The following is an 18,055-nucleotide window of genomic DNA, read 5'->3' as shown; positions in this document are numbered from 1 at the left end:
CCGTTAAACAGACCCATGGACATTACCGTACAAGAATTGAAGGAACGGCTTGATAAAGGCGAAAAATTGAATCTTATCGATGTTCGCGAGCCAAACGAATACGAAGCGGATAACATTGGTGCACGGCTTATCCCACTGGGTGATCTGCCATACCAACTGGACGAACTGGACGGTTTGCAAGACGAAGAAGTGATTGTTCACTGCCGGTCGGGAAAGCGTAGCGAAATGGCTCAGCAGATTCTTGAGCAAAATGGCTTCAACAATGTTCGCAACGTAATTGGCGGTATGCTGGCTTACCGCGCTCAGTAACAATTCTTTTAGTGGCAATGAGTTCTTTACATACACAAAGGACTCATTGCTGTTGGTTGGCTACCAAAGAAAGAATAGCCTCATCATCGTCTGGTCTGAACCAGGTGTAGTCACCTTGATTATGAAACCAGGTGAGCTGCCGTTTGGCGTAGCGTCGTGAGTTGCGTTTTAACAAACGAGTCATTTCCTCGTAGTTGTAAGCGCCATCCAGATACGGAAAAATCTCCTGATACCCTACCGTTTGTAACGCTGATAAATCCCGAAAAGCAACAAGTGATTGGGCTTCGTCTACTAGTCCAGCACTGAGCATGGCGTCCATTCGGGCATCGATGCGGGCATACAATTCGTCACGCGGGCGATCCAGCGCAACAAATACAGATTGGAACGGGCGCTGCGCTGGCTGCTGGCGACGAAACGACGAATAAGGCAGCCCGGTTGACAGACAAACTTCCAACGCGCGTAAAACTCGGGCGGGGTTCTGCATATCAGCCGTTTCGACATATGCCGGATCGAGTTGCGACAATTCGTGCTGAAGTATTGCCAAACCTTCTGTTTGCCAGCGGTCGCGCAGGTGCTGACGCAGGTCGGCGTCTACAACCGGCATATCGTCGAGGCCAAAGCACACCGCATTGATGTAAAGTCCGGTCCCCCCTGATAGAATTACAATATCTTTTTCCGCAAACAGAGTAGTCAATAAAGCTAGGCATTCGCGCTCGTAGCGGCCGGCATTGACTGAGTCAGTAATCGAATGCGAGTCAACAAAATGATGGCGCACGCCCTGCATCTCACTCTTTGTTGGCTTAGCGGTGCCAATGTTCAGCTCACGATACAGTTGTCGTGAATCTGCCGAAACAACATCCGTTTGCAGTGATTTAGCAAGTCGGACGCAAAGTGCCGTCTTGCCTACAGCTGTAGGCCCAGCTACAATGAGCAGTGTCTTCAATCAATCAGAAAATTAAATACAAAGCGCAAAATTAAGTGCTTTCCAACTACATAAATAAGTAAGTAGTTGGTACTATCGCTCAAACATGGGTGAAAAAATAAAAAAATAGTACCCTTATAACCTGGGTGATATTACGATAAACGAGGATTATGTTAACTTATTTGTTTAAGTACTAATACTTAAACCGGCTTTATAAGAGTACAAAAAGGATAGGAACAGCTGATCGAGTATCGTTCTAATTTGTAGCTTTTGGTGTGTGTCGATACATTAAATATTTCTCATTTGTTAACTATATTAATCTGCATATAGTTAAGCTAAAGTAAGCGTCAGGCGTCTTTTGTGGAGTTACATACGCTGGTTAACTTTTAAGAAGCATAAATCTTACTAGTTAGTAGGTGAATGTTCGGAAAAATGTTACAAAAACCGCACAAGACTTTTGCCAAATACAACATTTTAATTTCGTTCATTTTATCTTTGTGACCTACGTACAATTACTTACTATGAAATAAGTAGTTGTTATAACAATTAGTATTACCCCACTATGAGTGATAACACTAACACACAAGCCATTTCTGATGTTGACCAACCTGTTCTAAAAAAATCACTTGACGTTATCTGTGGTAAATGGCGACTGTACATTATTTATCAGTTGAGTGAGCAAGATCGGCGGTATGGTGAATTGCGTCGTATGATCCCCGATGTCAGCGAAAAGATTCTTATTCAGGAATTAAAAGCTTTGGTAACATTGGGTGTAGTCCGGAAGACTTCCTTCAGCGAAGTGCCACCACGCGTAGAATACGGTTTGACCGAAAAGACGCGTAAAATTTTGCCAATTCTAAAGCAAATAATGGAGATCGGTGAAGCGTTTCTTGTAGCGTAAGCCAGCTAGGGTAACTCTTTTATATGTCGTATCGTTACTCGGTTTAATTAGCCGGCTAGAAGATACGCATGAAATTGTTAATCAGCAGTTTTTGGTTGAGTGCGTTGTGGCTGTTAACCCCTGCTAGTATCTTTAACAGGGATAGCTGTCAACAAACAGCCATACCGGTCATTGCTGGGTACGAAAAAACGCTGCGGTTCAACGTTTACACCTTTAAGGTGTCGGCAACAGACAGCGGTGCTACGCGTGATGTATCGGTGAAAGCGTATCGTGGTGCGGCCTTGCTCACCAACTTTCGGATGCATATCGACGGGGCCGTGGTTGGTGCTGAGGTTGCAGATCTGGACAAAAACCGATTTCCTGAACTATACGTGTATAGCACAAGCGACGGAAGCGGGTCATTTGGGCGGGTATATGGCTGGCAGTTTCTGCCGGAGCGTAAAGCGGATATTCAACCAGAAAACTGGTTCAAAAAGTTGGATGGGTACATGGGACACGACAGCTTGTGGACAGAGCGTGATGTGCTGTGTCGCAAGTTCCCCGTTTATAATGCTGGCGACGTGAACGCTAAACCGACTGGTGGCGCTAGAATGCTTCGTTATCGGCTACGACCAGCAGGTCAATCATTTGTACTCGTGGCCGACTCGACAACACAGCAATCCGTGGAGCGATAAATACAAAAACAAAAGGCAGTATGTATCACATGATAACATACTGCCTTTTGCCGCAATAATAAGCTTATCTAAAAGAGCCGGAGGCCGAGCGACACGGTCGCGATACCGAGATAGCCAGTAATATCTTTGTTCTTGTAGACGCCACCGACCGGAACGGCGTAGCGGGCATCAAGATCCAGACGATTAAAGAATGTATAGCCTACACCAACTTCAGCCGCGTAGGTAAACGATTTGACTTCCAGAATTTTCTCCGTTGGACTGTTTGGATTTGGATTTTTTAGGTCCGATGTTGTCTCTGGCGTTGGAATAGTAAGCGTTGCAATCGTTGCAGTAGAAGTCCGTTTTGCCTGAGCTTTGTTTGTAAACAGCAGGTTGGGGCCAATAAAGGCCCGCACTTTTCCATCAGCCCATTTTTTTCCGAACAGAATCGGTACGTTCACCGATTCAAGTACTGATTCCGAAACGGTGCTAATGCCCGCAGGAGTAGCTGCCGGTACTTGCGGGGGCAGCGTTTGACCAGCCAAAACCGCAGCCACAGCCGCTGGGACGCTGAAATTTGTTTTCTGCTTCAGTACAAACCGGTTGTAATCGACTTCAACCTGGATGTAGAATTTGTTGAAATTCTGCCGCCCCCAGATGCCAAACGAATAACCGGTTCCAACACCGTTGCTCTGGTTGTCTAACTGAGGTACCGAAACAGTAGAAGTCAAGGCAACGGAAGGAATCGTTGTGTGGCCGTGGGTGAATGTAGCTCCTCCTTTGACGCCACCCTCGAAATTACTTTGCGAAAATGCAGATACTGTACCCACTAAAAAGGCTAGTGTAGTAGCTCTTAATCGGTTCATAGAGTAAGTAAAAAGTATAGTAGTAAGAAAGCGGGAAATAATTGACTTTAAGTTGAAAAAGCAAGCTTTTATCGCATCTAAACAGCTTGGATAGAGGAAAAGTTATTGAGCTTCTTGAGAGGAAATAAACATTAACCGGACAGGATGGTTGTGTGAAAGAATTTTATTGGCTTATTTGACGGCCATTTAATCACTTGTTTTACCAAAATATATACTAAACGCATGGGGCTCTTATCATTTTTCAAAGGAGTAGGCGAGAAAATCTTCCACAACGAGCAAACAGCGGCACCTGCTGATCCAGTACAAGCCGAAAAAGTAGAACCTGTACGGGCACAAGCCCTGCTCGACCACGTAAAGCAGTTGGGGCTGGCTTACAATAGCTTGACTATTAAAACGAAAGGTGATACAGTAACGCTCACGGGTTCTGTTAAATCGCAGGAGGATTCGGAAAAAATCGCTCTGGCTGTCGGTAACGTAGAAGGAGTGAGCGCCGTTGACAACCAACTTACGGTTGCTGAGCAAACACCCGCTGGCAAGTTCTATACGGTGAAATCCGGTGATTCGCTCTCAAAAATCGCTAAGGAAGTGTATGGCGACCCGATGAAATTTGGTGTCATTTTCGAGGCTAACAAGCCAATGCTGAAAGATCCCGATCTGATTTATCCGGATCAGGTGTTGCGGATTCCGACACTGTAAGACAGCATTGCTGTAAAAAATAAGTCAGGGGGGTTGAAGAATGGTGAAGTAGAGCGCAGTTGCGGATACGTTCATCAGTCTTCAACCCTTTTGCTTTGTTGGTGATCTCTTTCCGAACATTCGGATAAATGACCAGTTTTACTAATCTCAACTGAATGGAAAACGAATGGCTATTCACTTATTATCTTACCTGAAAGATCAGTTTACGCCCGGCGTAATCGATCAGCTTAGTACTGAACTAAACGAAACACCAGCGAGTACGCTGAAAGCCGTAACTGGTTCGCTACCCGTACTACTAGGTGCTTTAACCCAACGTGTCCAGACGACGGGGGGCGCAACCTCAATGATTAGTTTCCTCGATAAAGGAGATTATGGCAACACACCCCTTGAGGTAGCCCAGGTAACCGATTCGCATCAGGAGACGGTTGAAACCTCGTCGGCCGCCCGTGCGTTTCTGGACAAGATCTTTGACGATAAACTAACCGGCACTACCGACCTTATCAGTTCATACAGTGGTGTGAAAAAAGAATCTGCGCTTACAATTCTTGAATTGGCCGGTTCTATCCTGATGGGTACGCTGGGTCGGCAGGAACAGGAAAATGGGCTTACTGCGCATAGTCTGACGACGCTGTTGAAAGGGCAGGCTTCCGACTTCAAAACTGCGCTACCAAGTGGGTTGGATGCCGCAGGAAGTTTACTTGGTTTCAACGACCTGGTAACGCCCAGCGGTCCACCGACTGAAGTACAAGGCACCGATAATTTCAGCGGTACCGTCATCAACCCAAATATACCGAAGAGCGACGAAGGCGACCGGCGACGGGAGAATGTTCGCTGGCTACGCTGGGCTATGTTCGCGATTGCCGCCTTAGTGATTGCGCTGCTGGTGCAGAAATGCAGTCAGAATCAAAACGGAGTAGATGGCGTCAGTACTGACTCGACCTCACGCGTTGAATCAAATGCGGCAGAAGACACATCAGCCGCTACAAAGCGGAGTATTGAAGACGCCAATGGACAGGCTGCTGATTCAACGGCTCCCGGTGCATTGGGTATACGAGACTCAACGGACTCAAAATAGGCGCGTTTATCGGATCTCTATGCTCATTTAGCGGTTGATTTCGGGGTGTTTACAAACAGGTAAGCCCGCGCGGTTGTTATAAAGCGTAAACTCAACGTTTAATAGCTATGAATTACAACCGCGCACATCGCTTTCATAATTGGCTGGCAGTCTGCCTTTTGGTTAGCTCAAGTGTATTTCTGACCAATTGTTCAGGTGAAAAAAAAGACTCAACCGCTGAGTCAAAAGCGGCTTCGACAGGAAGCGATAGCTCCGTGTTTGGGCGTCAGGGCGATACGACAAACTCAAGCATGACTGCGCCACAGCAAGCACCACCCGATAGTGCTGATGCGCGGGGAGCTGTAGTGCCTGCTGAGATCAACGTCAAGGTTAAGAAATAAAAAAGGTAAGTCGGTGAGTCAATCGGGACGTGTTATATTGCTGTCTGATTGACTTACCGACTTCATTATGTTTGTTGACGCCATTGAGCGCATTGATTCGTTTACCCGCCCTCTTCATTCCATTGTTCGGCTGTATGGGCATGACGCAATAGTACCGGGCAGCGCTACCTTATTTTTTGTTAACGAACTAGGTTGTGCCGTTACGTGCAAACACGTTGCCGAACTCGTAGCAAAGGCTGACGCTATCTATCACAACTACCGCGATTTTCAGGGCGCTCGTCGGGATGTGCTGCGCGAAAAAAATGCAGCACAGCGCATTAGCCAGCTAGAACTGACGTTTAAGCTCCAATCCGAAACGATTATTCGGGTTCGTAATAGTTTCATAAGCTGTGTCGATCAATACAAAGAACTCACCATCGACATGCACCCAACCCAGGACCTGGCCCTGCTCCGGTTTAAAGGGTACAATCGCTTGCTGTACGGCTCGTATGCTACATTTTTGGGGGATACAAGTCGCGTAAAACCCGGTCGTAGCCTGTGTCGGCTCGGGTATCCATTTCCTGAGTTTACCAATTTTCGCTACAATCCAGCCCTCGACGACATCGAATGGACAACCGAAGGCCGGGTTACGTCACCTCGCTTCCCCATCGACGGTATTGTAACCCGGTTGCTTAGCGAAAACGGCGATATTACCGGAATAGAGATGAGTACGCCCGGTTTACGGGGGCAGAGTGGAGGTCCATTATTCGACACCAACGGCTTGATTTACGGTATGCAATCGGCTACGCGTCACCTGCACCTCGGCTTTGATATTGAAGATCGGGAGGTGCTGGTCAATGGGCGTAAAAGTCGAGTTTCCAATTATCCGTTTCTGAACGTCGGGCAGTGTGTTCATGTCGATGTAATCAAAGCGTTTTTAAGGGAGCGGGGAGTAAAGTATTACGAAGCGTAAAAGCATAGCTATCTAGTGCTTATCATCCAGTTCTGGCAAACGAATGGCCGAACAACCGCCTGTTGGCCGTATCTTTGAGCGGCCAACACTTTTTCTATGTCGGAACTTACTGCACAGGATTCCAAACAAACATCGCTCACCGTCAAGGCTTTGTCGTTGCTCAAACAGTTGATCGCAACGCAATCTTTCAGTCGCGAGGAAGAACAGACAGCTGTACTCATCGAAACTTTCTTTCGTGAACAGCATATAGCGTTCGAGCGGCTAAAAAACAATATCTGGGCTAAAAACCGCCACTTCGACGAACAGAAGCCAACGATATTGCTTAACTCTCACCACGATACCGTTAAACCAAATAAATCCTGGACCCTGGACCCTTTCAGTCCACTAGAGCGAGACGGTAAATTGTTTGGCCTCGGTTCCAACGATGCGGGCGGTTGTCTGGTTTCGCTCCTGGCAACGTTTGCCTACTTCTACGATCAGCCCAACATGGCCTATAACCTGGTGATGGCGGCTTCGGCGGAAGAAGAAATATCGGGTCGCGATGGGCTGGAATTGTTACTCCCCGAATTACCACCAATCTCTTTTGCCATTGTGGGAGAGCCGACCGAGATGCAGCTGGCAATTGCCGAAAAAGGACTGCTGGTGCTTGACTGTATCGCGCACGGTGTCAGTGGACACGCGGCTCGCAACGAAGGGGATAATGCAATCTACAAAGCCATCAACGATATTAACTGGCTAACAACCTACGAGTTTCCGAACGTGTCGCCAACGCTGGGGCCCGTCAAACTGTCGGTGACAATCATCAACGCCGGAACGCAGCATAACGTCGTGCCGGATGTATGCACGTTTACGATTGATGCGCGCGTAACGGAGCAGTACACGCTGGAAGAAGTCATTCAAACCATTCAAAATAATATTCAATCTGAAGTGAAGCCGCGCTCGATCCGGCTCAAACCTTCCAGCATTCCAGCCGATCACCCGATTGTACTAGCCGGTATTGCGCTGGGACGGTATACCTACGGGTCTCCAACTACCTCGGATCAGGCGGTCCTGAACTGTCCGTCGCTAAAATGCGGACCTGGACATTCGGGCCGGTCGCATTCAGCCGACGAATTTATTTATCTCCGTGAAATCGAAGAGGGCGTCGATGGGTACATACGAATGCTTAGTCAGGTGCTTTAAGCCGTCGTACCGTCAAGAAGGCTATCACTGACCACTTGATGAGTAGGCTGAGCCGTGCTCGTTTCTTTCTTGAAAAATAGGCTCATGCGCCTAAAGACGAGCTATGTCCAGGCTGATTGCTGCCCTAACGGCGTTTTGTATCTCCTTATTGGCGACCACCCTTACCGGGACTCGATTTGTTCTGGAACCTGTGCCGGACACCGATTGGGCAGAATACAATGGTGATGGCGCTCGTAGCCACTACTCTGCGCTTTCGCAGATCAACACACAGAACGTCAATCAGCTACGCATAGCTTGGACGTACGCATCCGGTGGCGCCGATACGTTGTTGAATCGTACTCAGATGCAATGCAACCCGATTGTCGTTGGTGGTGTGCTGTATGGTGTTTCGGCGGGGACGCAGGCCTTTGCCCTTGATGCCGCCACTGGGCAGGAGCGTTGGAAAACAAGCCTTGATGATAACGCTGGAACGACAAGCCGGGGTGTAACTTACTGGACTGAGGGTAAAGAAAAACGCATTTTCTTTGGTGCCGGGAAGTGGCTTTATGCACTGGATGCGCATACAGGTAAACCGATAGAAACATTTGGCAAACAGGGGCGTATCGATCTGGGAAAAGGTTTGGAACGACCCGGTGCGGATAAGTACGTGCTATCCAATACACCCAACACGATCTATAAAAATCTGATTATCGTTGGCGTGCGTGTGGCCGAAAGTGAAACGGCCTTGCTAGGCGACATTCGCGCATACGATGCTCGAACAGGGCAACTTGTCTGGACCTTCCACACGATTCCGCAGCGTGGTGAATTTGGATACGATACCTGGTCACCACGACCCGCCCGGCAGCATGTTGGTGGGGCCAACGCCTGGGCTGGAATGGCTATTGACCGTCAGCGGGGCATTGTGTACGTACCGACCGGTTCGGCAGCTTACGATTTTTACGGCGGCAATCGAAAAGGAAATAACCTGTTTGCCAATTGCTTACTGGCCCTAGACGCCAGCACTGGCAAGCGACTCTGGCATTACCAGCTCGTCCACCACGACGTATGGGATCGGGACCCACCTGCACCCCCCAACTTGCTGTCGATAGTCCAGAACGGTAAACGTATTGATGCCGTTGCGCAAATTACCAAGCAAGGGTATGTGTTTGTTTTTGATCGGGTCACGGGAAAACCGCTCTATCCAATTCACGAACAGGTGGTTCCTGGTGAGGTGGTGGTCGGGGAACAGGTCAGTGTAACGCAGCCAATTCCAACCAAACCTTACTTCACGCGTCAATCGTTTACCGAGAAAGATTTTAACCCGTTCGTCGCCAATCGTGATTCGCTGGTGAATGTGCTTCAGCGGGCAAATACGGGCTGGGCCTATATTCCCATTATCGATAAGATGACCGTTTTCTTTCCGGGCACCGACGGGGGAGCGCAGTGGGGTGGGGCCGCAACGGACCGACAAGGGATATTGTACGTTCCCGCGAAAGAAATACCCGTTTATACATCGCTGATCAGACGAGAGCAACCGGCGAGGGGAGTTGCCTTAACCGGTGCCAGTCTATACCGTCTTCACTGTGCTGCCTGCCACGGAACCGACCGACGCGGCAATCACGATGGTTCGTATCCGTCACTTATCATGGTTAATAAACGGTTGTCGGATGCGCAGATAAACCAAGTTTTGCTAAAAGGCCGCGCCATGATGCCTTCTTTTTCGCACTTGCCCGACGCCGAACGAAAAGCAATTATTGATTTCTTAACCGACAAAGTAAAGCAATCGACGGTAAGCAGTACGCAGAAAACAGGTGTTCCGTACCAGCACACCGGCTACAACCGGTGGTACGATGCCAACGGCTATCCGGTCAGTACACCGCCCTGGGGAACGCTGACGGCCATCGACCTGAACACGGGCGAACGCCGTTGGCAAGTGCCGCTGGGCGAATATCCGGCTTTGACCAAACGAGGTATCCCCATCACCGGAACGGATAACTACGGTGGACCGCTCGTTACGGCGGGCGATTTAGTGTTTATCGCAGCCAGTCGTGATGAGCAATTTCGGGCGTTCGACCGGACGACTGGCAAGCAGTTATGGCAGGTGCAACTGCCTGCTGCGGGGTATGCGTCACCCAGCACTTACGCCGTTAACGGCAGACAATATGTGGTTATAGCCTGCGGGGGTGGTAAGCTCAACACCAAATCGGGAGACAACTACGTATCCTTTGCCTTACCATAACGAATAAGTGCAAGATCTGATAAGCTTGTGCCTAACTGGCCTTTTCCAGTGAATTCACCTAGCCAAGAATGGAGCAAAGCACTGGCGCAGAAAGGTGAATAACTAATACGGTTTGGAACCAACAATTGGCAGAACATCTTGGTAGGGTAGTAACAGACCTGGATACGTATGCTTGAATTAACAGCCACAGCGGTATTTGTTGGTTATATTATCTACCTCCGCTACTACGCTGATCAACGAACGAATGCCGAGAAAGAAGCCGAGCAGTTACAGGAAGGCATTGCCCTGTACACGAATGGGCAGTTTGGTCAGGCGTTGGACTATTTTAACCGCACTCTCGTCACCCAACCTAGATCGGCGGTCGCGTACCTGTACCGGGCTCGTTGCTATCGGGCTATGGGTAATTCGTCGGCGGCCTTAGCTGACCTGAGTCAAGGAAAAAGTTACGATGATACCATTGCTGACTTACATCTCGAAAGCGGTCAGATTCACGCCGAACAACAGGATTACAAAGCTGCTTTTCTGGATTTCGACAAAGCTATTTTTCATTCGCACGGTGAGCAGGCCGAACCGTTTCGAAGCCGTGGGCTGGCTCGTCGGCATCTAGGGGAAGAGGCCGAAGCGCAGCAGGATATAACCAGAGCCGCCCAGATTGAACAACAAAGACAAACGCAGCCATCTATTGCACCAACGGCTAAAGCAACCTTCTTCGACCGAAAACTAGCGCTAAATGCTGGCCTGACCCTTATGATTAGTCTGATTCTGTTATACATCATTAAAAAGAGTCCGGTCATTCACTGGCCCTATTTGTGGGCAGCCATGTCGGCGGTGGGCATCGGCTTTATAGAACCTCGCAAAGGCTGGGTACTGGCTCTATTTCAAGTGTTCGTCATTCTACTTGGCTACTATGTAATCGTCGGGCCTAGCGAATCCAGTACACATCGGGAGGTCGAAACGTTTAGTTTGTTTGGGTCGGTCGGACTGACCTTTGCCGGTAGCCTGATTGGGAGCGTACTGAAAAAAGCACAGGTCTAGCGCTCTTAACAAACACGGTTGGTTGCCAGTTACTTTTTTGTAGCTGTAAACGCCGACTTATTCCTATTAGAATGCGAGCGTTCTGTTTATTGCCTATCTTGTAGCGTTAATTTCAACTGTTCACTATGCTGTATCCGCTTACATTCGAAACTATTTTTAAAGATAAAATCTGGGGTGGTCAGAAGATAAAAACCGTCTTGGGTAAAGATTTTTCGCCCCTGCCCAACTGCGGTGAAACCTGGGAAGTATCTGACGTGGAAGGCAATGTTTCCATCGTAAAAGAAGGAACCTTACAGGGTAAATCACTCCGCGATCTGGTGGAGCAATACAAGGGCGAACTGGTTGGCGCGCATGTCTACGAGAAATATGGCAATCGGTTTCCCCTGCTGATCAAGTTTATCGACGCTAATGATGACCTGTCGATTCAGGTTCACCCCAACGACGAACTAGCCGAAAAGCGGCACAGTGGATTCGGCAAGACAGAGATGTGGTACATCATGCAGGCCGACGAAGGAGCAAAGCTAAATTCGGGCTTTAATCGGGAGATAACGAAAGAAGAATACGTCAAAGTAGTAGCCGACAACACAATTCAGGATATCCTGAACATTGAACCCGCTAAGCCCGGCGACGTATTTTTTCTGCCAGCTGGCCGCGTTCACTACATCGGAAAAGGACTTTTGCTAGCTGAGATTCAGCAGACTTCTGACACAACCTACCGGATTTATGATTTCGACCGCGTTGATGCAACGACGGGGCAGAAACGTGAACTACATACTGACCTGGCCGTTGACGCCATCGATTATCACCACTACGATCATTACAAGACTCAATACGAGCAGAAGCTAAACGAGAGCGTCAATACAGTCGTTAGTGATTACTTCGTGACGAACGTGCTCAATTTTGACGAAGAAGTTGAACACGATTACACGCACATCGATTCGTTTGTGGTGCTTATTTGCGTGAGTGGCTCATTAACGATTGAAGCTAAAGGCGGCTATCGGGTTCCGCTCAAAATGGGTCAATGCGCCCTTATTCCAGCTTCGGTGGATAATGTTACGCTTGTTCCGGACGGCTCAATGACCGTTCTGGAGACGTATGTGCCGTAGTGTAAGCAGTTAAAACGAGTTCGGGCCTTGATTGATACGCCATATATTGAAGATATGGCGTATCAATCAAGGCCCGAACTCGTTCAAATTCAACTACTGAGCCAGTCCGTTAACCAAACTGTTTAGCAGCTTCTGTTGCTGAAGATCGTAGATGTATTCCCAGAACATCACGCCCGCCAGATGCTTCGACTTAACGTAGTCAATCTTATGCTTGAACGACTCTTCGTCGGCGTAAGAAATAAACATCCGCGACGATGGATTCCATAGGTACGGTGCCTGAGCGTCAGCATCCCAGTAACGAACAAATCCGTTTTTGCCAATGTACTTATCGGCTAGTTCGTCATGGCTGATAAAATAGTGCTTGCCCGTTGCTGGCTGGTAAAGGCCGTTGTCCTGCGGGTTAACATCGGCCCAGCCACGACCATAAAACGGAATGCCCAGGACAATTTTATTGGCCGGAACACCCGCTTTGATGTGTCCGTCAACACCATCGGCAGAGCTATTCCGCGACTGGTTTCCTTTTTTGGACTGGTACAGATTGCTGTGGTGACCGGTTATCTTGTCATTACCGTGGTAAATATCGTAGGTCATGATATTGACATAATCCAGGTATTTCTGCGCCTTTCCTAGCTCGGTATGATTAACAAATGCCGTGTCTACACCCGTGGCCGTGGTCAGCAGGTAATGGTTAGTCCCTGTCCGCTTGTCCTGTTTGCCTTGCTGGTCGAGACGCTCACGCAGGGCTTTGAACAGCAGCGTATAGTTTTGTTTGTCTTCAGGCCGGAAGATATTGTTGTCGCCTATCTGAGCCGGATATTCCCAGTCAATGTCAACGCCATCGAGTTTATGCTTCTTCAATAAATCGACCGCGCTATTGGCAAATTTCCGGCGCGATGCGTCGGTCAATGCTGCATCGGAGAAGTATTTACAACCGCCCCAGCCACCGATTGAAATCAGGATTTTCAGTTCTTTGTTATCTGCTTTCAGCGTGTTTAGGGCTGCGAGGTTTTCTACATCTTTGGCATTGAGCGGAGCTAGTTCGCCGTTGGCCGCTGGAACCGCAAATGCGTAATTGATATGGGTAAGTTTCTGGGCTTCGATCTGGCTCTTTGTCCAGCCGTTGCCACTAATGTAACCAATGATAACGTAGGGTTTTGACGAAGTGGTGGACTGAGCCAATACGAGTTGCAGGTGGCTGACGAAGAGTAGAGCAAGAATACTAAGAGGAAGGACGCTAATTCGATTTTTCATGCAGTTTTAGTTAAAGCAGCAATTTACGAACTAGGCGCGAATCGAAATGACGCCATTGCCGGAACATTTCGGCGCATTCGCCGGTGAATGATAGTAGTAGAATTATTTTTAGAATAATCTAAATTATAGCTTTGTTAAAATAACCTTAAAGAAAATATTCCGTTTGTCTTTCCGAGAAACGCTGAAAAAAAGGGTATAGAATTTATCTTGTCGTGTTTTACTGCTCAAGAACTGCTTTTTAAGCCTGTTGGACAAGAAATTAATCTGAACGGTTGTCAAAAACGGTCGGCTCAATCCTAACTAAAACCAGAAGCGAAGGATCGTTTAAAATGATCAATTGCGCTATCGATCATGCAGGATAACGTTGTCTTTTCCGTCATAGATGCGAAAAAGAATAAGCTCAAACGAGCGATTATCACGGAATTATACCGTTCTGAATCGCGTACAATCGCTCAATTGTCCAGTCGGCTACACACCAGCATTCCATCAACTACATCGCTGATTGAAGAGTTAAGCGTTACGCATTGGGTACAGGGAATCGGAACCGGAACGGCACATTACGGCAGAAAACCATCGCTGTTTGCGCTCGACGCTACGCAGCACGTTACGGTTGTTGTCGATATTAATGTTCACGACACAAAGTTACTGGTGTTCAATCTGGCTAATCAGGTCGTGTTCCGGCTGGATGTGGCGTTACGCCTTGACAAATCACCTGCGTTGCTGAAGATATTAGCCGAACCCTTGGAGCAACTCGCGCAACGCATCAAAGCTAAGCAGCTTCAGGTGATTGGCGTTGGAGCCGTATTACCCGGTCTGGTAAACCCCTGGGAGGCAATTAACCATACGTATCCGAGTATAAACTGTTCGGATCAGCCGCTGGACCAGTTGCTGCAACGAATTTTCGACGCGCCTGTTTATCTCATCAATGATACAAAAGCCACTATTTTTGGTGAGCATCGTTTTGGGTTGGCGCAGGACAAACGGCATGTTTTGTCGATCAACATCGATTGGGGAATCGGCCTGGGCGTTATTACCAACGGCGAAATTTTGCAGGGGTCGGCGGGTTTTGCCGGTGAACTGGGGCATATTCAGATGAAGACGGATGGCGAACTGTGCAGTTGTGGTAAAGTCGGCTGTCTGGAAACGCTGGCGTCTGCTTCATCGCTGATTCGGCGGGCCAGGGCTGGTTTGGAAGAAGGAAGAGTGTCACTGCTGACCGAACTCGATCCGGAAGACATCGATATTGAAAGCATCATCGCCAAAGCAAATGCCGGAGACGCTTTTTCTATTGACCTGCTGAACGATGTGGGCAGTGCTTTAGGAAAAGCCTTATCAACCACGGTTCATTTGTTTAACCCGGAACTGATCATTGTAAACGGCGTACTGGCTAAAGCCGAAAAATCAATCACGCGTCCCATCGAACAGGCCATTGATAAGTACTGTCTGCCGAACTACCGCGATAACCTCTCCATTGAATTGTCCAAACTTGGCGAAATGGCCAAATTCTACGGAACGCAGGCGTACGTCATCCAGAATTTATTGGAGCGCGAGTTGATCCCCTAGCTTCGCCATCTTACGAAAAGCGCACGGCGACGGATAAACGTAGCGTAGCGTTTTTTCGATTAGGGTAGCGACGAATCGGAAAAATGCGTTGCTTTGGCGTTTCGTACAACGTCTGTTACTCTATGAATTGTCTGCTCGGCGTGGATCTCGGTACCACCAACGTCAAAATCCTCGCTGTAAATACCCACGACTGGAATATCATTGCGCATACGTCGTTGCCGCTGGCGACACTGTCATCCCAACCGGGCTACGCCGAACAGGACCCTGAAGCGGTGTGGCAGGCTGTTCGGCAGGGATTGAGCGAAGTCGTGATCGGTGCTAAACGAAAACAGATCCATATTGATGGGGTTAGCTTTAGTGCTGGTATGCATAGTTTGCTGGCTGTCGATGCCGATGGCAAACCGCTGACGAATGCACTGCTCTGGTCCGACAATCGGGCGGAACCACAGGCCGATGAGCTTCATACAACTCAGGCTGCGCTGGGCGACGATATCTACGCCCATACCGGTACGCCGATTCACCCGATGATTCCGCTCTGCAAGTTGGCGTGGTTCCGGAAAAATCAACCAGATTTGCTGAAACAGGCTGCCAAATTCATCTCGCTCAAAGAGTATGTCTGGTGGAAACTGACGGCTCGTTATGATATCGACTACTCGATTGCTACAGCTACGGGCCTATTTGACGAAGAAAAGCGAACCTGGTATCAACCGGCTCTCGACTTTGCGGGGATTCGTCCTGAACAGCTTTCGGAGCCACAAGCCACCACGTTTTCGGTAGTGTATGATCATGACCAGCCGGGCGTTGCAAAAACTGCTTTACCGAAGGGGGTTCGCTTATATCCGGGAGCGTCGGACGGGTGTCTAGCGAATCTGGGGGCTGGCTGTATTGAGCCGGGAATCACAACAATCACGATTGGCACGAGTGGAGCCGTTCGGCAAACGGTCAACAAACCCCAGCGCGATCCGCACGGACGACTGTTCTGCTACTACCTCGATCAGCGGAATGGGACGCCTTACTATGTGGTGGGGGGACCGAGCAACAACGGGGCTAACGTATTACAATGGTTGTCGGAGAAGTTGATGCAGCAGGAAACGGAAACGGTTTTGGCGGAAGCCGAAACGGTCCCGGCGGGTTCTGACGATTTGCTATTTTTACCCTATCTACACGGCGAACGGGCGCCTATCTGGAATGCGTCTGCGCGTGGAGCTTATCTGAACGTCGATTACCGACATACGCGAGCGCATTTTATTCGCGCAGCGCTGGAAGGAGTCATGTTCAATTTGTTGAGTATTGAGCAATTATTAGCCGAACAGGCTGGCCCAACCCGAGAAATTTACGCAAACGGTGGTTTCGCTCAGTCAACGTTCTGGGTACAGATGATGGCCGATATATTTGGCGTTCCCGTCCGGCTCAACGACAGCAATGAAAGCAGCGCCATGGGAGCTGTTCTCCTCATTTCCGATTTGAATGCACCGCTGGAAAAAATAGCCGAAGACGTGCAGTTTGGACAGACATTTAATCCCGACGCAGCTAGGCATACCCAGTATAAACAGGTATTCGAACGTTGGACGAGCGCCTTACAAAAACAATGACCAGCAGACAAACGCACTCTCAAGAATAGAATACTATAAATGGTTTCAACAAAAAAGAGCTTATGACACGTAAGCTCTTTTTTGTTGGGAATAAGAATTGATACTACCAGCGTACCTGCCCGTCGCCTACGACGACCCATTTTTCGGTTACCAATTTCTCAAGCGCAAACGGGCCACGAGCGTGAAGTTTTTGGGTCGAGATACCGATTTCGGCACCTAGTCCAAACACGCCACCATCGGTAAAACGGGTCGATGCGTTGGCATAAACGGCAGCGGCATCAACTTCCGACAAAAAGCGATCAATAGCCGTCTGGTCTTGCGATAGAATGGCTTCCGAGTGCCGGGATGAATAGGTTTGAATGTGCGACAACGCTTCGTCCAGGCCCGCCACGACTTTTACTGCGCATTTGTAATCCAGAAATTCGCGACCGAAATCGTCCGGGCGTGCGTGCTGGAGCTTTTCGTAGCCTGCTTTTTCAAAAATAGGATAGGCTGTTTCGTCGGCGAACACCTCGACGTTCCACTTTCTGAAATCTTCTGTCAGCATGGGCAGGAATTTCTCCGCAACGGCGTTGTCGACGAGTACACAATCGAGCGAGTTACAAACCGATGGCCGTGAAACTCGTGCATTGACAACAATAGCTGTTGCCTTGTCGAGATCCGCTGTTTGGTCCACGTACGCGTGGCAGACTCCCGCACCCGTTTCTATGGTAGGAACCAGCGAGTTTTTACGAACAAACTGAATAAGCGATTCCGAACCACGCGGAATGATAATGTCCACATAGCGCGTGGCGGTCAGCAGTTCATTGACGACCGCCCGGTCGGGAGGCAACAGCGTTACGGCGGCTTTGGGTATCCCAAACGCTTCCAGAACATCCTGAATCAGACCCACCAGATAGCGGTTTGATAAATCAGCTTCTTTCCCGCCTTTCAGTACGCAGGCATTGCCCGACCGCAGACAAAGCGACGCTACATCGACCGTTACGTTCGGACGGGCTTCGTAAATGACGCCTACCACGCCTAGTGGAACCGCAATTTTTTTGAGTTGCAGCCCCTGTTCAATCGTCCGTTCAAAAATAACTTCTCCCGTTGGGTCGGGAAGTACGGCCACTGTCCGTAAGCTTTTGGAAAGGTCCGCAATACGTGCTTCGGTAAGTTTTAGCCGGTCATATTTCGGGTCCGATTCCGGCATCCGATCAAGGTCCTGCTTGTTTTCCGCCATAATTTCGCTCACGTGAGCGGCTAATACATCGGCAAGTCGGGTGAGCAGCTCGGTTTTCTGGGCCGAACTAAGCCGGCGAACAGCCGCAGCGGCCTGTTGCGCATCCTGAAGGAGTGGAGTAATCGGTGTCAT

At 49.0% G+C, this 18,055-nt stretch carries 17 protein-coding genes; 13 read left to right on the top strand and 4 right to left on the bottom strand.

Annotated elements, in window-relative coordinates; genetic code table 11:
- Positions 1 to 15: 15 nt before the first annotated feature.
- Entirely contained in the window at positions 16 to 309 is a 294-nt protein-coding gene (locus LQ777_RS18175; protein WP_232559357.1) for a rhodanese-like domain-containing protein, read from the top strand.
- Positions 310 to 352: 43 nt separating this feature from the next.
- On the opposite strand, the gene miaA is transcribed toward LQ777_RS18175, so the two are convergent.
- Positions 353 to 1,252 (bottom strand): tRNA (adenosine(37)-N6)-dimethylallyltransferase MiaA, encoded by a 900-nt coding sequence (miaA, locus tag LQ777_RS18170; RefSeq protein WP_232559356.1) that lies wholly within the window; start codon positions 1,250 to 1,252, stop codon positions 353 to 355.
- A 541-nt stretch (positions 1,253 to 1,793) separates the two neighbouring features.
- Here miaA and LQ777_RS18165 point away from each other — a divergent pair.
- Both LQ777_RS18165 and LQ777_RS18160 read left to right on the top strand, forming a co-directional pair.
- Complete coding sequence (locus LQ777_RS18165) at positions 1,794 to 2,132, top strand: winged helix-turn-helix transcriptional regulator (protein ID WP_232559355.1); 339 nt, start codon at positions 1,794 to 1,796, stop codon at positions 2,130 to 2,132.
- A gap of 68 nt (positions 2,133 to 2,200) precedes the next feature.
- On the top strand, positions 2,201 to 2,806 hold the full coding sequence (locus LQ777_RS18160; protein ID WP_232559354.1) for a hypothetical protein: 606 nt from the start codon (positions 2,201 to 2,203) through the stop codon (positions 2,804 to 2,806).
- 68 nt (positions 2,807 to 2,874) lie between these two features.
- On the opposite strand, the gene LQ777_RS18155 is transcribed toward LQ777_RS18160, so the two are convergent.
- Complete coding sequence (locus tag LQ777_RS18155) at positions 2,875 to 3,651, bottom strand: outer membrane beta-barrel protein (protein ID WP_232559353.1); 777 nt, start codon at positions 3,649 to 3,651, stop codon at positions 2,875 to 2,877.
- Positions 3,652 to 3,873: 222 nt separating this feature from the next.
- Between LQ777_RS18155 and lysM the strand changes: the two genes are divergently transcribed.
- The 8 genes from lysM (at position 3,874) to LQ777_RS18115 (ending at position 12,295) form a co-directional block, all read left to right on the top strand.
- A complete protein-coding gene (gene lysM, locus LQ777_RS18150; protein ID WP_232559352.1) occupies positions 3,874 to 4,347 on the top strand; it encodes a peptidoglycan-binding protein LysM in 474 nt (157 codons plus the stop codon).
- Between the two features lie 166 nt (positions 4,348 to 4,513).
- On the top strand, positions 4,514 to 5,422 hold the full coding sequence (locus LQ777_RS18145) for a DUF937 domain-containing protein (protein WP_232559351.1): 909 nt from the start codon (positions 4,514 to 4,516) through the stop codon (positions 5,420 to 5,422).
- 107 nt (positions 5,423 to 5,529) lie between these two features.
- The gene (locus LQ777_RS18140; protein WP_232559350.1) at positions 5,530 to 5,802 is read left to right on the top strand and encodes a hypothetical protein; all 273 of its coding nucleotides are present in this window, start codon (positions 5,530 to 5,532) and stop codon (positions 5,800 to 5,802) included.
- A gap of 67 nt (positions 5,803 to 5,869) precedes the next feature.
- Complete coding sequence (locus LQ777_RS18135) at positions 5,870 to 6,754, top strand: S1 family peptidase (RefSeq protein ID WP_232559349.1); 885 nt, start codon at positions 5,870 to 5,872, stop codon at positions 6,752 to 6,754.
- A gap of 96 nt (positions 6,755 to 6,850) precedes the next feature.
- Positions 6,851 to 7,936, top strand: coding sequence for a M20 family metallo-hydrolase (locus tag LQ777_RS18130; RefSeq protein ID WP_232559348.1), 1,086 nt, complete (start codon positions 6,851 to 6,853; stop codon positions 7,934 to 7,936).
- Between the two features lie 103 nt (positions 7,937 to 8,039).
- Positions 8,040 to 10,154 (top strand): outer membrane protein assembly factor BamB family protein, encoded by a 2,115-nt coding sequence (locus LQ777_RS18125; protein WP_232559347.1) that lies wholly within the window; start codon positions 8,040 to 8,042, stop codon positions 10,152 to 10,154.
- Positions 10,155 to 10,322: 168 nt separating this feature from the next.
- A complete protein-coding gene (locus tag LQ777_RS18120; protein ID WP_232559346.1) occupies positions 10,323 to 11,189 on the top strand; it encodes a tetratricopeptide repeat protein in 867 nt (288 codons plus the stop codon).
- A 125-nt stretch (positions 11,190 to 11,314) separates the two neighbouring features.
- Positions 11,315 to 12,295 (top strand): type I phosphomannose isomerase catalytic subunit, encoded by a 981-nt coding sequence (locus LQ777_RS18115; RefSeq protein WP_232559345.1) that lies wholly within the window; start codon positions 11,315 to 11,317, stop codon positions 12,293 to 12,295.
- Positions 12,296 to 12,388: 93 nt separating this feature from the next.
- Here LQ777_RS18115 and LQ777_RS18110 read toward each other — a convergent pair whose 3' ends face one another.
- Positions 12,389 to 13,546 carry a glycoside hydrolase family 18 protein gene (locus LQ777_RS18110; protein ID WP_232559344.1) on the bottom strand — a complete coding sequence of 386 codons (1,158 nt, stop codon included), beginning with the start codon at positions 13,544 to 13,546 and terminating at the stop codon, positions 12,389 to 12,391.
- 351 nt (positions 13,547 to 13,897) lie between these two features.
- Here LQ777_RS18110 and LQ777_RS18105 point away from each other — a divergent pair, with 351 nt between their 5' ends.
- Both LQ777_RS18105 and LQ777_RS18100 read left to right on the top strand, forming a co-directional pair.
- Positions 13,898 to 15,109 carry an ROK family protein gene (locus tag LQ777_RS18105; protein ID WP_232559343.1) on the top strand — a complete coding sequence of 404 codons (1,212 nt, stop codon included), beginning with the start codon at positions 13,898 to 13,900 and terminating at the stop codon, positions 15,107 to 15,109.
- A gap of 122 nt (positions 15,110 to 15,231) precedes the next feature.
- The gene (locus tag LQ777_RS18100; RefSeq protein WP_232559342.1) at positions 15,232 to 16,701 is read left to right on the top strand and encodes a gluconokinase; all 1,470 of its coding nucleotides are present in this window, start codon (positions 15,232 to 15,234) and stop codon (positions 16,699 to 16,701) included.
- A gap of 103 nt (positions 16,702 to 16,804) precedes the next feature.
- On the opposite strand, the gene LQ777_RS18095 is transcribed toward LQ777_RS18100, so the two are convergent.
- On the bottom strand, positions 16,805 to 18,055 hold the full coding sequence (locus tag LQ777_RS18095; RefSeq protein ID WP_232559341.1) for a glutamate-5-semialdehyde dehydrogenase: 1,251 nt from the start codon (positions 18,053 to 18,055) through the stop codon (positions 16,805 to 16,807).

The sequence above is a fragment of the Spirosoma oryzicola genome (assembly GCF_021233055.1).
GTDB lineage: Bacteria > Bacteroidota > Bacteroidia > Cytophagales > Spirosomataceae > Spirosoma > Spirosoma oryzicola.
This window is presented reverse-complemented; position numbering and strand designations above follow the sequence as displayed.

What these genes read in the sequence shown, in the direction of transcription:
- LQ777_RS18155 (WP_232559353.1), bottom strand. Translation starts at nt 3,651, where the DNA reads ATGAACCGATTAAGAGCTACTACACTAGCCTTTTTAGTGGGTACAGTA.
- LQ777_RS18095 (WP_232559341.1), bottom strand. Translation starts at nt 18,055, where the DNA reads ATGACACCGATTACTCCACTCCTTCAGGATGCGCAACAGGCCGCTGCG.
- LQ777_RS18125 (WP_232559347.1), top strand. Translation starts at nt 8,040, where the DNA reads ATGTCCAGGCTGATTGCTGCCCTAACGGCGTTTTGTATCTCCTTATTG.
- LQ777_RS18175 (WP_232559357.1), top strand. Translation starts at nt 16, where the DNA reads ATGGACATTACCGTACAAGAATTGAAGGAACGGCTTGATAAAGGCGAA.
- LQ777_RS18165 (WP_232559355.1), top strand. Translation starts at nt 1,794, where the DNA reads ATGAGTGATAACACTAACACACAAGCCATTTCTGATGTTGACCAACCT.
- LQ777_RS18100 (WP_232559342.1), top strand. Translation starts at nt 15,232, where the DNA reads ATGAATTGTCTGCTCGGCGTGGATCTCGGTACCACCAACGTCAAAATC.
- LQ777_RS18160 (WP_232559354.1), top strand. Translation starts at nt 2,201, where the DNA reads ATGAAATTGTTAATCAGCAGTTTTTGGTTGAGTGCGTTGTGGCTGTTA.
- LQ777_RS18140 (WP_232559350.1), top strand. Translation starts at nt 5,530, where the DNA reads ATGAATTACAACCGCGCACATCGCTTTCATAATTGGCTGGCAGTCTGC.
- LQ777_RS18145 (WP_232559351.1), top strand. Translation starts at nt 4,514, where the DNA reads ATGGCTATTCACTTATTATCTTACCTGAAAGATCAGTTTACGCCCGGC.
- LQ777_RS18110 (WP_232559344.1), bottom strand. Translation starts at nt 13,546, where the DNA reads ATGAAAAATCGAATTAGCGTCCTTCCTCTTAGTATTCTTGCTCTACTC.
- lysM (WP_232559352.1), top strand. Translation starts at nt 3,874, where the DNA reads ATGGGGCTCTTATCATTTTTCAAAGGAGTAGGCGAGAAAATCTTCCAC.
- LQ777_RS18115 (WP_232559345.1), top strand. Translation starts at nt 11,315, where the DNA reads ATGCTGTATCCGCTTACATTCGAAACTATTTTTAAAGATAAAATCTGG.
- LQ777_RS18130 (WP_232559348.1), top strand. Translation starts at nt 6,851, where the DNA reads ATGTCGGAACTTACTGCACAGGATTCCAAACAAACATCGCTCACCGTC.
- LQ777_RS18135 (WP_232559349.1), top strand. Translation starts at nt 5,870, where the DNA reads ATGTTTGTTGACGCCATTGAGCGCATTGATTCGTTTACCCGCCCTCTT.
- LQ777_RS18105 (WP_232559343.1), top strand. Translation starts at nt 13,898, where the DNA reads ATGCAGGATAACGTTGTCTTTTCCGTCATAGATGCGAAAAAGAATAAG.
- LQ777_RS18120 (WP_232559346.1), top strand. Translation starts at nt 10,323, where the DNA reads ATGCTTGAATTAACAGCCACAGCGGTATTTGTTGGTTATATTATCTAC.